Source organism: Streptomyces viridochromogenes DSM 40736, from assembly GCF_000158955.1.
In the GTDB taxonomy this organism is placed as follows: domain Bacteria; phylum Actinomycetota; class Actinomycetes; order Streptomycetales; family Streptomycetaceae; genus Streptomyces; species Streptomyces venetus.
On the sequence record NZ_GG657757.1, the window covers coordinates 4,503,060 to 4,516,704 of the forward strand.

Annotated in this window: 13 protein-coding genes; 8 read left to right on the top strand and 5 right to left on the bottom strand. The window is 71.3% G+C overall.

Annotation, left to right across the window (positions count from 1 at the left end):
• The first annotated feature begins 289 nt into the window (after positions 1 to 289).
• The 3 genes from pdhA to SSQG_RS19805 are packed head-to-tail and all read left to right on the top strand — an operon-like array spanning position 290 to position 3,900.
• Positions 290 to 1,492, top strand: a complete 1,203-nt coding sequence (pdhA, locus tag SSQG_RS19795) for a pyruvate dehydrogenase (acetyl-transferring) E1 component subunit alpha (RefSeq protein ID WP_003991588.1) — start codon at positions 290 to 292, stop codon at positions 1,490 to 1,492.
• Between the two features lies 1 nt (position 1,493).
• The gene (locus SSQG_RS19800) at positions 1,494 to 2,471 is read left to right on the top strand and encodes an alpha-ketoacid dehydrogenase subunit beta (RefSeq protein WP_003991589.1); all 978 of its coding nucleotides are present in this window, start codon (positions 1,494 to 1,496) and stop codon (positions 2,469 to 2,471) included.
• A 19-nt stretch (positions 2,472 to 2,490) separates the two neighbouring features.
• Complete coding sequence (locus tag SSQG_RS19805; protein WP_003991590.1) at positions 2,491 to 3,900, top strand: dihydrolipoamide acetyltransferase family protein; 1,410 nt, start codon at positions 2,491 to 2,493, stop codon at positions 3,898 to 3,900.
• 76 nt (positions 3,901 to 3,976) lie between these two features.
• Here SSQG_RS19805 and SSQG_RS19810 read toward each other — a convergent pair whose 3' ends face one another.
• A complete protein-coding gene (locus SSQG_RS19810; protein ID WP_039933169.1) occupies positions 3,977 to 4,876 on the bottom strand; it encodes a D-alanyl-D-alanine carboxypeptidase family protein in 900 nt (299 codons plus the stop codon).
• Positions 4,877 to 5,084: 208 nt separating this feature from the next.
• On the opposite strand from SSQG_RS19810, the gene SSQG_RS19815 reads away from it, so the two are divergent.
• Positions 5,085 to 5,735, top strand: coding sequence for a GntR family transcriptional regulator (locus SSQG_RS19815; RefSeq protein WP_003991592.1), 651 nt, complete (start codon positions 5,085 to 5,087; stop codon positions 5,733 to 5,735).
• Complete coding sequence (locus SSQG_RS19820) at positions 5,732 to 7,045, top strand: MFS transporter (RefSeq protein ID WP_003991593.1); 1,314 nt, start codon at positions 5,732 to 5,734, stop codon at positions 7,043 to 7,045. The genes SSQG_RS19815 and SSQG_RS19820 overlap by 4 nt, the downstream gene beginning before the upstream one ends.
• Before the next feature lie 57 nt (positions 7,046 to 7,102).
• Here the strand turns inward: SSQG_RS19820 and SSQG_RS19825 are convergent, their stop codons facing one another.
• Positions 7,103 to 7,843 (bottom strand): SAM-dependent methyltransferase, encoded by a 741-nt coding sequence (locus tag SSQG_RS19825; RefSeq protein ID WP_039935210.1) that lies wholly within the window; start codon positions 7,841 to 7,843, stop codon positions 7,103 to 7,105.
• A gap of 176 nt (positions 7,844 to 8,019) precedes the next feature.
• Positions 8,020 to 8,844 carry a maleylpyruvate isomerase family mycothiol-dependent enzyme gene (locus SSQG_RS19830; RefSeq protein ID WP_003991595.1) on the bottom strand — a complete coding sequence of 275 codons (825 nt, stop codon included), beginning with the start codon at positions 8,842 to 8,844 and terminating at the stop codon, positions 8,020 to 8,022.
• A 193-nt stretch (positions 8,845 to 9,037) separates the two neighbouring features.
• On the opposite strand from SSQG_RS19830, the gene SSQG_RS19835 reads away from it, so the two are divergent.
• The gene (locus SSQG_RS19835; RefSeq protein ID WP_003991596.1) at positions 9,038 to 9,835 is read left to right on the top strand and encodes a carbon-nitrogen family hydrolase; all 798 of its coding nucleotides are present in this window, start codon (positions 9,038 to 9,040) and stop codon (positions 9,833 to 9,835) included.
• A gap of 31 nt (positions 9,836 to 9,866) precedes the next feature.
• Here the strand turns inward: SSQG_RS19835 and SSQG_RS19840 are convergent, their stop codons facing one another.
• On the bottom strand, positions 9,867 to 10,358 hold the full coding sequence (locus SSQG_RS19840; RefSeq protein WP_003991597.1) for an LURP-one-related/scramblase family protein: 492 nt from the start codon (positions 10,356 to 10,358) through the stop codon (positions 9,867 to 9,869).
• A complete protein-coding gene (locus SSQG_RS19845; protein ID WP_003991598.1) occupies positions 10,355 to 11,353 on the bottom strand; it encodes a GlxA family transcriptional regulator in 999 nt (332 codons plus the stop codon). Before SSQG_RS19845 ends, SSQG_RS19840 begins: the two co-directional genes overlap by 4 nt.
• Positions 11,354 to 11,405: 52 nt before the next feature.
• Between SSQG_RS19845 and SSQG_RS19850 the strand changes: the two genes are divergently transcribed.
• Both SSQG_RS19850 and SSQG_RS19855 read left to right on the top strand, forming a co-directional pair.
• Positions 11,406 to 11,798, top strand: a complete 393-nt coding sequence (locus SSQG_RS19850) for a cupin domain-containing protein (protein ID WP_003991599.1) — start codon at positions 11,406 to 11,408, stop codon at positions 11,796 to 11,798.
• Positions 11,799 to 11,827: 29 nt separating this feature from the next.
• Positions 11,828 to 13,645, top strand: a complete 1,818-nt coding sequence (locus tag SSQG_RS19855; RefSeq protein WP_003991600.1) for an NHL domain-containing thioredoxin family protein — start codon at positions 11,828 to 11,830, stop codon at positions 13,643 to 13,645.

Consider the following 13,645-nt stretch of genomic DNA (forward strand, 5'->3'; position numbering starts at 1 on the left):
GGGTCACCGGGTTAACGTGCGGTTGCTCCGGCCTCCTGCAAGGCTGTGACCAGGGCCCCTTCGACGCCTTCCCGATTTACTTGGAAATCCAAGCAAAATCGCAGGTCAGATGGGGTTTCACAGAGATGTGGAGCACTGGGTAACGTGCTTTTTGCAGGGCGCTCGCCGGGGCACCTGTCACGCCTGTTCCCGGCCGAGTGGCACCCACCCCGTGCCCCGGTGGTCGAGAACAGGTGAGCCGCACTGGCCTACCGGCAACCCTGGGGGCCGGACCGACGGAGGAGCACACGTGACCGTGGAGAGCACTGCCGCGCGCACATCGCGACGCAGCGCCGGAAGCAAGGCCGGCACCACCGGCACCAAGCGCACCACCCGCACGACCGCCAAGAAGGACGCCGGCGCGAAGGGCACCGAGCCCCAGCTCGTGCAGCTGCTGACGCCCGAGGGCAAGCGCGTCAAGAACGCCGAGTACGACAAGTACGTCGCCGGTGTCACCCCCGAAGAGCTCCGCGGTCTGTATCGCGACATGGTGCTCACCCGCCGCTTCGACGCCGAGGCCACCGCCCTGCAGCGCCAGGGCGAGCTGGGCCTGTGGGCGTCGCTGCTCGGCCAGGAGGCCGCCCAGATCGGCTCCGGCCGGGCCACCCGCGAGGACGACTACGTCTTCCCCACCTACCGCGAGCACGGCGTCGCCTGGTGCCGCGGGGTGGACCCGACCAACCTGCTCGGCATGTTCCGCGGCGTGAACAACGGCGGCTGGGACCCGAACAGCAACAACTTCCAGCTCTACACGATCGTCATCGGCTCCCAGACGCTGCACGCCACCGGCTACGCGATGGGCGTCGCCAAGGACGGCGCGGACAGCGCGGTGATCGCCTACTTCGGCGACGGCGCCTCCAGCCAGGGCGACGTGGCCGAGTCGTTCACCTTCTCCGCGGTCTACAACGCCCCGGTCGTGTTCTTCTGCCAGAACAACCAGTGGGCCATCTCCGAGCCGACCGAGAAGCAGTCCCGCGTCCCGATCTACCAGCGCGCCCAGGGCTTCGGCTTCCCGGGCGTCCGGGTCGACGGCAACGACGTGCTCGGCGTCCTCGCGGTCACCCGCTGGGCCCTGGAGCGGGCCCGCAGCGGCGAGGGCCCGACCCTCGTCGAGGCGTTCACCTACCGCATGGGCGCCCACACCACCTCCGACGACCCCTCCCGTTACCGGGGCGACGAGGAGCGCCAGGCCTGGGAGGCCAAGGACCCGATCCTGCGCCTTCGCCGCTACCTGGAGGCCTCAAACCACGCGGACGAGGGATTCTTCGCGGAACTGGAGGCCGAGTCCGAGGCGTTGGGCAAACGAGTGCGCGAGGCGGTCCGTGCCATGCCGGACCCGGACCGCTTCGCCATCTTCGAGAACGTCTACGCGGACGGGCACGCGCTCGTCGACGAGGAACGCGCGCAGTTCGCCGCGTACCAGGCGTCGTTCGCCGATGAGGGGGGCAACTGACATGGCCGACAAGATGGCACTCGCCAAGGCGATCAACGAGTCGCTGCGCCGCGCCCTGGAGTCCGACGACAAGGTCCTCATCATGGGCGAGGACGTCGGCAAGCTCGGCGGCGTCTTCCGGGTGACGGACGGCCTGCAGAAGGACTTCGGCGAGAGCCGCGTCATCGACACCCCGCTCGCCGAGTCGGGCATCGTGGGCACGGCGATCGGCCTGGCCCTGCGCGGCTACCGCCCGGTCGTGGAGATCCAGTTCGACGGGTTCGTCTTCCCGGCCTACGACCAGATCGTCACGCAGCTCGCCAAGATGCACGCCCGCTCGCTGGGCAAGGTCAAGCTCCCGGTCGTCGTCCGCATCCCCTACGGCGGCGGCATCGGCGCGGTGGAGCACCACTCGGAGTCCCCCGAGTCCCTCTTCGCCCACGTGGCGGGCCTGAAGATCGTCAGTCCCTCCAACGCGTCGGACGCGTACTGGATGATGCAGCAGGCCATCCAGAGCGACGACCCGGTGATCTTCTTCGAGCCGAAGCGCCGCTACTGGGACAAGGCCGAGGTCAACGCGGAGGCGATCCCGGGCCCGCTGCACAAGGCGGCCGTCGTGCGCCCCGGCACCGACCTCACCCTCGCCGCCTACGGCCCGATGGTGAAGCTCTGCCAGGAGGTCGCGGACGCGGCCGCCGAGGAGGGCAAGAACCTGGAGGTCCTGGACCTGCGCTCGGTCTCCCCGATCGACTTCGACTCCATCCAGTCGTCGGTGGAGAAGACCCGCCGCCTGGTCGTCGTCCACGAGGCCCCGGTGTTCTTCGGCTCGGGCGCGGAGATCGCCGCGCGGATCACGGAGCGCTGCTTCTACCACCTGGAGGCTCCGGTGCTCCGGGTCGGCGGCTACCACGCGCCGTACCCGCCGGCCCGCCTGGAGGAGGAGTACCTGCCGAATCTGGACCGGGTGCTGGATGCCGTCGACCGCTCGCTGGCGTACTGAGGAGAGGGTCGTGACGACGATGACGGAAGCGTCCGTACGCGAGTTCAAGATGCCCGACGTGGGCGAGGGACTCACCGAGGCCGAGATCCTCAAGTGGTTCGTCCAGCCCGGCGACACGGTCACGGACGGGCAGGTGGTGTGCGAGGTCGAGACGGCGAAGGCGGCCGTCGAACTGCCCATCCCCTACGACGGGGTGGTCCGGGATCTGCACTTCCCGGAGGGCACCACGGTCGACGTGGGCACGGCGATCATCGCGGTGGACGTGGGCGGCGGTTCCGCCCCGGCCGCCGAGGAGCCCGCGGCCGCCCAGGCCGCCGAGGAGCCGAAGGCCGAGGGCTCGGGCCGCCAGCCGGTCCTCGTCGGCTACGGAGTGGCGACCTCGTCCACCCGCCGGCGCCCCCGCAAGGGCCCGGAGGTCCCGGTCCAGCAGGCCTCGACGGCGATCCAGACCGAGCTGAACGGCCACGCCCCGGCGGCCCCGGCCCCGACCGCCTCGGCCCCGGCCGCGCCGGTCACCGCCGAGCGCCCGCTGGCCAAGCCCCCGGTCCGCAAGCTGGCCAAGGACCTGGGCGTCGACCTGGCGACGGTCGTGCCGACGGGCCCGGACGGCATCATCACCCGGGAGGACGTGCACGCGGCGGTGGCCGCGGCCACGACCGAGGCTCCCGAGCCGGCGGCGCCGCCCGCCCCGGCCGCCGCCGCCCCGGCCCCGGCGTCGTACGACACCACGCGCGAGACGCGCGTCCCGGTCAAGGGCGTGCGCAAGGCGACGGCGGCGGCGATGGTCGGCTCGGCGTTCACCGCGCCGCATGTCACGGAGTTCGTGACGGTCGACGTGACGCGCACGATGAAGCTGGTCGAGGAGCTGAAGGAGGACAAGGAGTTCGCGGGCCTGCGCGTGAACCCCCTCCTGCTGATCGCCAAGGCCCTGCTCGTCGCGATCCGGCGCAACCCGGACGTCAACGCGTCCTGGGACGAGGCCGCCCAGGAGATCGTGGTCAAGCACTACGTCAACCTGGGCATCGCGGCGGCGACCCCGCGCGGCCTGATCGTGCCGAACATCAAGGACGCCCACGCCAAGACGCTGCCGCAGCTGGCCGAGTCGCTGGGCGAGCTGGTGTCGACGGCCAGGGAGGGCAAGACGTCCCCCGCGGCCATGCAGGGCGGCACGGTGACGATCACCAACGTCGGCGTCTTCGGCGTCGACACGGGCACGCCGATCCTCAACCCCGGCGAGTCCGCGATCCTCGCGGTCGGTGCGATCAAGCCCCAGCCGTGGGTCCACAAGGGCAAGGTGAAGCCCCGTCAGGTCACCACGCTGGCACTGTCGTTCGACCACCGTCTGGTCGACGGCGAACTGGGCTCGAAGGTCCTCGCGGACGTGGCGGCGATCCTGGAGCAGCCCAAGCGGCTGATCACCTGGGCATGAGCCGGACGAAAGGGGGGCTCGCCGCCGGCTGCGGCGAGCCCCCCTTTCGCGGTGCCTGTCCTGCTTGCTGCCTGTCCTACTTGGTGAAGCCGTAGTTGAGCAGCTTCGTCGCGTCCGACTTGCGCGTGTCCAGATTGGTCGACGCCAGGACCGTGCCGATGACCGTCTTGCCGTTACGGGTGGCGGCGAAGACCAGGCAGTACTTGGCCTCCGGGCCGGAACCCGTCTTCACACCGATCGCGCCGCTGTAACTGCTGAGCAGCGGGTTGGTGTTCTCCCACGGCGCCATCGTCCGCGTACCGCCGGACTTCGTGGTCGTCTTCGCCGTGTACTTCTTCGTCTTGACGACCGTGCGGAACGTGGAGTTCTTCATCGCCGCGCTCGCGATCTTCGTCAGGTCGCGCGGCGTGGAGTAGTTGCTGCCCTTGCCGATGCCGTCGAACGAGTCGAAGTGCGTGTTGCTCAGACCGAGGCTCTTGGCGGTGGAGTTCATCTTGCCGATGAACGACTTCACCCGCGCCGCGCGCGTCGAGCCCGAGCCGAACTTGTCGGCGAGCGCGTACGCCGCGTCGCAGCCGGACGGCAGCATCAGCCCGTACAGCAGCTGGCGGACGGTGACCTTGTCGCCGACGATCAGCTTGGCGTTGGACGCCCAGTTGTTCTCGACGATGTAGTCGCTGTACGCCTTCTGGACCGTGACCTTGCTGTCCAGGTTGAGGTTCGACTGCTTCAGCACCACCAGAGCGGTCATGATCTTGGTGGTCGAGCCGGTCGAGCGGCGCGTGTCGGCCGCCTTGGTGTAGAGGGACTTGCCCGTCGCGTTGTTCATCACGAAGCCGCCCTTGGCGGCGATCGCGGGCGCCGAGGCGGCCTGCGCCGGCGCAACGGTGAGGGCTCCGGTCGCGAGCATGGCGCCGGTGGTGACGGCGACGGCCGCGGCTCTGCGGAGACGGGTGCCCTTAATGCCGGTTATCAAAGGAAATACCCCGATTATCTTGAATGCCCCAACGGTGCGGCCGAGTTGAGGACGAGGGGAAAGGGGCCGCACGTGTCTGACTCGTAACTAGCACAGTTGGTTGTGCCGAGGGCGAGTGGGGCCCCGACTTTGCCGCAGATGTGTGACATTCGCGTCCGCATCATGGACGGAAACCGACATGCGTACTTGTTGTATCTATGCTGTCGGCATGTCCCTGGCCGTGAAGCAACCCCCCGCCGCCGACCGCGTCTACACCCACGTCAAGCAGGGCGTCCTGGAGCGCCGTTACGAGGGCGGGGCCCTCCTCACCGAGGGTGAGCTCGCGGAAGCCGTGGGGGTCTCGCGTACGCCGGTGCGCGAGGCACTGCTGCGGCTGGAGGCCGAGGGGCTGATCCGGCTCTACCCGAAGAAGGGCGCCCTCGTCCTGCCCGTCTCCGCGCAGGAGATCGCCGACGTCGTCGAGACGCGGCTGCTCGTCGAGGAGCACGCGGCCCGCAAGGCCGTCCCGGCGCCCGCCGGGCTGATCGAGCGCCTCGAGGAACTGCTGGCCCGGCAGAAGAGGCAGGCCGCCGCCGGAGACCTGGCCGCGGCCGCCGTCACCGACCGCTGCTTCCACGCCGAGATCGTCCGCAGCGGCGGCAACGAGATCCTCTCCCGGCTCTACGACCAGCTGCGCGACCGCCAACTGCGGATGGGCGTCGCGGTCATGCACTCCCACCCCGACCGCATCGCCAAGACCCTCGCCGAGCACGAGGAGATCCTCGACGCGCTGCGCGCCGGGGACGCGGAGGCGGCCGTCGGAGTCGTCCACCGGCACGTCGGCTGGTTCTCGCACCTGGCCCGGGGGGAGGTCCGATGAGCTCGACCACGCTGCCGGGCGGTCCTCCCCCAGAGGGGGCACCCCCAGGCGGCCGGCGCGCCCTGGCCGTCTGGGGCATCGGTGTCTCGGTCTACTTCGTCGCGGTCATCTTCCGCACGTCCCTGGGCGTCGCCGGACTCGACGCGGCCGACCGCTTCCACGTCAACGCCTCCGCCCTCTCCACGTTCTCCATCCTCCAGCTGCTGGTCTACGCGGGCATGCAGATACCCGTCGGCCTGCTCGTCGACCGGCTCGGCACCAAGAAGGTGCTGGCGCTCGGGGCGGTGCTGTTCACGGCCGGACAGCTCGGCTTCGCGTTCTCCCCGTCCTACGGCACGGCACTCGCCTCCCGGGCCCTGCTCGGCTGCGGTGACGCACTGACCTTCATCAGCGTGCTGCGCCTCGGCACCCGGTGGTTCCCGGCCCGGCGCGGACCGCTCGTCGCCCAGTGCGCGGGCCTGGTGGGCATGGCGGGCAACCTCGTCTCCACGCTCGTCATCGCCCGGCTGCTGCACGGCGTCGGCTGGACGGCCGCCTTCGCGGGCAGCGCCGCCGCTGGGGCGGTGGTGTTCGTCCTGGTGCTGCTCTTCCTGAAGGACCACCCGGAGGGCCACGAACCGGAGCCGCTCCCGCACCAGGGCGCGTCCTACGTACGACGCCAGATCGCCGCCTCCTGGCGGGAGCCCGGGACGCGGCTCGGGCTGTGGGTGCACTTCACGACCCAGTTCCCGGCGATGGTGTTCCTGCTGCTGTGGGGCCTGCCGTTCCTGGTCGAGGCGCAGGGGCTGTCCCCGGCCACGGCCGGTGAACTCCTCACGCTCGTCGTGCTGGCGAACATGGTCGTCGGCCTGGTCTACGGCCAGATCATCGCCCGGCACCACGGAGCCCGGCTGCCGCTCGCGCTCGGCACGGTCGGCACGACGGCGGCCCTGTGGGCGGCGACGCTGGCCTACCCCGGCCCGCACGCCCCGATGTGGCTGCTGGTCGTGCTGTGCACGGTGCTCGGGGCCTGCGGGCCCGCGTCGATGATCGGCTTCGACTTCGCCCGCCCGGCGAACCCGCCCGAGCGGCAGGGCACGGCGTCCGGCATCACCAACATGGGCGGCTTCGTGGCCTCCATGACCACGCTGTTCGCCGTCGGGGTGCTGCTGGACGCCACCGGAGGCGACTACACCGTGGCCTTCTCGGCGGTGTTCGTGCTCCAGGCCCTCGGCGTCACCCAGATCCTGCGGCTGCGCAGGCGGGCGGCCCGGCGCGAGCGGGAGCGGCTGGTGGCGAGCCGGGTGGAGACGGTGCACGTGCCGGTGTAGGCCACCGGGTCATCAGACCGCCGGGTTATCGGGCCACTGGCTCATCAAGGCGTCGGCTCATCGGGCCACCGGTACGAGGGTGAGGTACGCGAGTCCGAGGATGCCGCGGTAGGTCAGCCAGGCGGCTCGGTGGCGGTCGACGCGCTCCCGTGTCCCGGCCGCCAGAGGGTGACCGGGGTGCTCGGCGAGCCACACCTCGGTGTCCGCCTGGTACGCCGACTCGAACTCCTCCCACTCGTCGAGGCTCGCGGTCTCCGTCCACTCCGGCCTGAACCCGGCCTCGATCGCCAGGTCCACGACGGTCGCGAGGTCGTGGTGGTCGGTGGCGGCGGCGTCCGGCCACATGCGGGACAGTTCGGCTTCCGTCGGAGGGCGCTGCCAGAAGCCCTCGCCGAGCAGGACACGACCCCCGTCGGAGACCAGTCGGCGCAGTTCGGCGAGGGCCCTGGGGAGTTGGTCGCCGAGGGCTTGGCTCGCGCCGACGCACAGGACGAGGTCGGCGGGGCCGCGGGTGGTGCCGGTGGCGGACTCCTCGACGAAACGGGCCCGGGTGGTGAGTCCCCGTTGCTCCGCTGCCCTCCGGCCACGGGACAGGTCCTCGGCGTCGAGGTCGACACCGATGCCCTTTGCCCGCGGTGCGGCTTCCAGGACGCGCAGCATGAGCTCGCCCCAGCCGCAGCCGATGTCCAGGACGGTCTTCGGGGTGTTGCGGGTGAGGCGGGCTACGAGTTGGGCGGCCCGGGTTTCTGAGAGGGGGCCGTGGAAGGTGAGTCGGGTGTGGCGGGGTATGGCGGTCATGCCGGGGACGTTACGGACCTGGTGGGTGGGCGGCACGGGGTTTTCGGTGCCGGGCCGGGTGGGTGCGCAGCCCGGCGTTGCGGGGTGCCGCCGCGCCCACCCTCCCCCAAGCTCTCGGCTTCGCTCGAGCAGGGGGGACCCCCATCGCCCCAGCGGCACGACTGCCCGCAGCTGAGTTACTGGGTCACCGTGAAGTTCCTCAGGATTGCTGTGGTCAGGTCCTGGTCGCCCTCTGTCTTCACACGGTCCGCCACCGTCTCCGGTGTCACGCGGCCGCAGGCCAGGCGGACGTAGGTCTCCCAGTCGAGGGTGAGGGTCGCGGCGGGGCCCAGTGCGGGGGCCGTTTCGAGGGTGCCGCGGCCCTGGATGTCGACGCGGATCGTGCGCAGGAACTCGACGGGGCCGTGGACGTCGAAGACGACGGCCGAACTGCGCGGCGCCTGCGCCTCCTCGGCCACCACACGCGGGAGTTCGCCGAGCAGTACGTCACGGGCGACGTGCGCGCCGGGGGAGTCGAGGCTGCCGGGCCGGCCGAGGGCCGTGCGCAGGTCCTGCTCGTGCACCCACACGGCGAAGGCGTGCCGGCGCATCGACTCCTCGAGGGTCAGCTCGGCCCCGAGCGGGCCCCGCACCTTCGTGCCCGGGTCACGCGACTCGTTCCGCAGCTGGCGGTTGCGGCGGATGACCACGTACTCCAGCTCGGAGGTCATCTCCGGCGCCGTGTGGTGACGGCGGACGTCGACCTGCATCTCCATGTAGCGCTGGTGGTCGTTGGTGACGTGGAACAGGTCGCGCGGCAGCGTGTGGATCGGGCGCGGGTCGCCCAGCATCTCGCAGTCCAGTCCGATGACATGGGAGACCACGTCCCGCACCGACCACCCGGGGCACGGCGTCCGCCGGTTCCATTCGGCCTCCGCGAGCGGCTGGAGCAGCTCGGATATCGCTTCGATGGAGTGGGTCCAGGCGTCGGCGTAGGGCTGGAGGGTGGGATGCAGACTCACGGAACGGGACCCCTCGGCGGTCGGTGCACGGGCAGGTGGTGGCGGGCTTGCCAGTGGGAGGTGGCGGCTGTCGGCGGGTGTCTTGCCAGCTAAGTTACGCTGCTGTGGGGCACCCCGGCAGTGCTTTCGTGTGACGATCGTAGGCCCGTGGGGAAGCCCGTGTGGACGGTCCGAATGCCGGGACGGTGGTAGTGTGCGCGCCTCTGTGATCCAGATCGCCGTAGATGAGGGCGAATCGGTCGAATCGCGTCGCCGACGGGCGGCGTCGCTGGTCCGGGAGCAGGCCGGGGCGGATCTCGTCGTCCTGCCGGAGCTGTGGACCACGGGTGCCTTCGCCTACGAGGAGTTCGGGCGGGAGGCCGAGCCGCTCGAAGGGCCCACGTACGAGGCGATGGCGAAGGCCGCGAGCGACGCGGGCGTGTGGCTGCACGCGGGATCCGTCCCCGAGCGCGATCCCGAGGGACCGCTCTACAACACCTCCCTCGTCTTCTCCCCCTCCGGTGACCTCGCCGCCGCCTACCGCAAGATCCACCGCTTCGGCTTCGACAAGGGCGAGGCCGTGCTGATGGGCGCGGGTGCCGAGCTGGTGACGGTTCGTCTGCCGCGGACCACCCTGGGCCTCAGCACCTGTTACGACCTCCGTTTCCCCGAACTCTTCCGCGCTCTGGTCGACGCCGGGGCCGAGACGCTCGTGGTGTCGGCGGGCTGGCCGGAGCGCCGCCGGTCCCACTGGACGCTGCTGGCCCGGGCACGGGCCGTGGAGAACCAGTCCTTCGTCGTCGCCTGTGCAACGGCCGGGACGCACGCCGGAGTTCCCCAGGCCGGTCACTCGATCGTGGTCGACCCGTGGGGCGAGGTCCTGGCCGAGGCGGGCGCCGGCGAGGAGGTCCTGACGGTGGAGTTCGACCCGGGCAAGGTCGCGGCGACCCGCGAGCAGTTCCCGGCGCTGAAGGACCGGATGCTGGGACTCCAGCCCCCGCACCGGCCCTGACCGCACCCACTCCGGGCCCTCCCGGAGGCGTTCAGTCCTCCCGCTCCTTCTCCGCCAGGTGGATCACACACACCGCCACCGCGATGAGCAGCGCCGGATCCGCGTCCTCCCGGACGATGTCCACGCCGTAGGTGTCCCGTACGGTCAGCAGCCGCCGGGAGATGACCGCCAGCAGTTCGCCGTCGTACTCGACGGCGAACTCCCGGTCGAGGATCTTGCCGCTGACGTCCAGTTCGTTGCCGTCGGCCAGGGACACCCGGTAGTGGTTGCGCAGCAGCGACAGCCGCTTCCGGCGGATCGTCGCCAGCGGCTCCCCGTTGCGCTGGAGCACCATCGTGTCGCGCAGGGCGAACATCTTCTGGTGGATGTCGACGAGGACGCGCCCCTGGAGGTCCTTCAGCTCCCAGGTGTCCCGCAGCCGCAGCGCCTTGCCGTCGACGAGGAACACCTTGGTGCCGCGCTCGTCCTCGATCCAGTAGTCGTCGCCGATGCCGAGCAGCCGGTCGTACACGAGGAATCTCATGAGACCAGGGCTTCCCCGCCGCCCGCTCCGAAACGCCGCCGATAGGCCGACGGGCTGAGCCCGGTCGCCCGCCGCAGCCGGGCCCGCAGGTTGGCGGCCGTGCCGAGCCCGCTCCTGGCCGCCACCACGTCCAGCCGCTCCTCGCCCCGCTCGATCAGCCGGCAGGCCAGCGCCACCCGCTCCCCCGTCAGCCACGCCAGCGGTGTCGTCCCCAGCTGGGCGCGGAAGCGCCGGTGGAGCGTGGCGGGGCTGACACGCGCGCGTGCGGCCAGCTCCGCCACCGTCAGCGGCTCGCCCAGCCGCTCCTGGGCCCACGCCAGCAGGGGCCCCAGGGACTCGTCCCGCACCTTGGGCACCGGCCGTTCCACGAACTGCCGCTGCCCGCCGTCCCGGTGCGCGGCGAACACCAGCCGCCGGGAGACGTGGTTGGCGATCTCGACGCCGTGGTCGCGGCGCCAGATGTACAGCCCCAGATCGAGCGCCGCCGCACTGCCCGCGGCGGTGAGGATGTCGCCCTCGTCCACGAACAGCACGTCCGGCTCCAGCAGCACCTTCGGATGCAGCAGGCGGAAGGAGTCCGCCCACCGCCAGTGGGTCGCCGCACGCCGTCCGTCCAGCAGCCCGGCCTCGGCGAGTGCGAAGGTGCCCGTGCAGAAGCTCAGGATCCGGGCGCCCCGCGCGTGTGTCTGCCGGATGGCGTCGAGGACGTCAGGGGCGCGCGGCACGACGTTGTCCGGCCGGCCGGGCACGACCAGCGTGTCCGCCCGGTCCACGGCGTCCAGGCCCGGGACACCGGTGAGCGTGAAGAAGCCGTGGTTCATCCGGATCTCCGGCGCGGGCGTGCACAGCGTCACCTCGTACAACGGCCCCGGCAGCCCCAGTTCGGGCCGCGGCAGCCCGAACAGCTCGGTGGCGACACCGACCTCGAACGGGTTGGTGCCCTCGTCGACGATCACGGCGACTCGGTGCGGGCGGTGCGAGGATCCTTGCGGCATGTGCGATTTCTAGCACTCGTGCGAGGTCTACGGCACCCCGGAAGATCGCCTCATGACTCAGGAACCCGTCTCCCTCGCCCACGCCCTGGCATCCTTCTCCGAGCAGTGGAGTCCCCGCATCGTCACCGCCGTCAACGACTACGACGTCCGCATCGCGAAGGTCGAGGGCGAGCACGTCTGGCACGTCCACGAGAACACCGACGAGTTCTTCCTCGTGATCGAGGGTGAGCTGCACATCGGCCTGCGCGAGGCGGCCGGAGAGCGCACGGTCGTGCTTCCCGAGGGCAGCGTCTTCACGGTCCCGCGCGGCACCGAGCACAAGCCGTACGCGCCCGTCCCGACCGCGATCCTCCTGTTCGAACCCACCGGCACCCTCACGGTCGGCGACCGTCACGACGAGGTCCCGGACCACGTGGACGCCACGACGGGGCACGCGCTGAGCTGACTGTCAGTGACGGATGGCACCCTGGGTGCATGGACCACTCCGCACCCCGACGCGCCCGCGTCCGTGCCCCCGAGCTGACCGGCAAGGGCGGCTGGCTGAACACGGGCGGGCAGCAGTACACCCTCGCCGACCTGCGAGGACGCATCGTCGTCCTGGATTTCTGGACCTTCTGCTGCGTGAACTGTCTGCACGTCCTCGACGAGCTGCGCGAGCTGGAGGAGAAGCACCGGGACACGGTCGTGGTCATCGGGGTGCACTCGCCGAAGTTCGTGCACGAGGCCGACCACCGGGCGGTGGTGGACGCGGTCGAGCGGTACGGCGTGGAGCACCCCGTGCTCGACGACCCGGAGCTGGCCACCTGGAAGCAGTACGCCGTGCGGGCCTGGCCGACGCTCGTGGTGATCGACCCCGAGGGGTACGTCGTCGCGCAGCACGCCGGTGAGGGACATGTGCACGCCATCGAGCGGCTGGTCGAGGAGCTGGAGGCGGAGCACACGGCGAAGGGCACCCTGCGGCGCGGGGACGGGCCGTACGTGGCGCCGGAGCCGGAGCCGACGGTGCTGCGCTTCCCGGGCAAGGCCCTGCTGCTGCCCAGCGGGAACTTCCTGGTGAGCGACACGACCCGGCACCAGCTGGTGGAGCTCGCCGGGGACGGGGAGAGCGTGGTGCGGCGGATCGGAAGCGGTGCGCGCGGGTTCGCCGACGGATCCGCCGACGAGGCCGCCTTCAACGAGCCGCAGGGGCTCACCCTCCTCGACGACGGGTCGGTGGTCGTCGCCGACACCGTCAACCACGCGCTGCGGCGGCTTGACCTCGCCACCGGCGAGGTCACCACGCTCGCCGGCACGGGCCGGCAGTGGTGGCAGGGGTCGCCCACCTCGGGCCCGGCCCGCGAGGTCGACCTCTCCTCCCCCTGGGACGTCGCCTGGTGGCAGGACAAGGTGTGGATCGCCATGGCCGGTGTCCACCAGCTGTGGGCGTACGACCCGGCCGACGGCACGGTCGCGGTCACGGCCGGGACGACGAACGAGGGGCTCGTGGACGGGCCGGGCGGCGAGGCCTGGTTCGCGCAGCCCTCCGGCCTCGCCGCCGCCCCCGACCGCCTCTGGCTCGCGGACTCCGAGACGTCCGCCCTGCGCTGGGTGGAGCCCGACGGCTCGGTCCACACCGCTGTCGGCACCGGCCTGTTCGACTTCGGCCACCGGGACGGCGCCGCCGGACAGGCGCTGCTGCAGCACCCGCTGGGCGTCACCGCGCTGCCGGACGGATCCGTCGCCGTCTCCGACACCTACAACCACGCCCTGCGGCGCTACGACCCGGCGACCGGTGAGGTCACCACCCTCGCCACGGACCTGCGCGAACCCAGCGACGCCGTGCTCGTCGGCGAGGACATCGTGGTCGTGGAGTCCGCCCGGCACCGGCTGACGCGGCTGCGGCTGCCGGAGGAGGCGGTGAAGGTGCCGGAGGTGGCCCACCGTACGCAGCGGGAAGCCACCGAAGTCGCCCCCGGGCGGCTCCGGCTCGACGTCATCTTCCAGGCCCCGGCGGGCCAGAAGCTGGACGAGCGCTACGGCCCCTCCACCCGCCTGCTCGTCTCCTCCACCCCGCCGGAGCTGCTGCGTGGCGGTGAGGGCGCGGGGACGGACCTGTCCCGCGCCCTCGAACTCGACCCCGCCGTACCGGAGGGCGTGCTGCACGTCTCCGCCATGGCCGCCTCCTGCGACGACGACCCGGACAACGAGTACCCCGCCTGTCACGTCCACCAGCAGGACTGGGGGGTTCCCGTCCGTCTCACCGAGACGGGGACGGACCGGCTTCCCCTGGTGCTGGCCGGGATGGACGCCTGA

Bases quoted from the DNA above. Each gene is read 5' to 3' on its own strand.
- SSQG_RS19840 (WP_003991597.1), bottom strand. From the start codon at position 10,358: ATGAGATTCCTCGTGTACGACCGGCTGCTCGGCATCGGCGACGACTAC.
- SSQG_RS19805 (WP_003991590.1), top strand. From the start codon at position 2,491: ATGACGGAAGCGTCCGTACGCGAGTTCAAGATGCCCGACGTGGGCGAG.
- SSQG_RS19800 (WP_003991589.1), top strand. From the start codon at position 1,494: ATGGCCGACAAGATGGCACTCGCCAAGGCGATCAACGAGTCGCTGCGC.
- SSQG_RS19825 (WP_039935210.1), bottom strand. From the start codon at position 7,843: ATGACCGCCATACCCCGCCACACCCGACTCACCTTCCACGGCCCCCTC.
- SSQG_RS19850 (WP_003991599.1), top strand. From the start codon at position 11,406: ATGACTCAGGAACCCGTCTCCCTCGCCCACGCCCTGGCATCCTTCTCC.
- SSQG_RS19845 (WP_003991598.1), bottom strand. From the start codon at position 11,353: ATGCCGCAAGGATCCTCGCACCGCCCGCACCGAGTCGCCGTGATCGTC.
- SSQG_RS19820 (WP_003991593.1), top strand. From the start codon at position 5,732: ATGAGCTCGACCACGCTGCCGGGCGGTCCTCCCCCAGAGGGGGCACCC.
- SSQG_RS19855 (WP_003991600.1), top strand. From the start codon at position 11,828: ATGGACCACTCCGCACCCCGACGCGCCCGCGTCCGTGCCCCCGAGCTG.
- SSQG_RS19815 (WP_003991592.1), top strand. From the start codon at position 5,085: ATGTCCCTGGCCGTGAAGCAACCCCCCGCCGCCGACCGCGTCTACACC.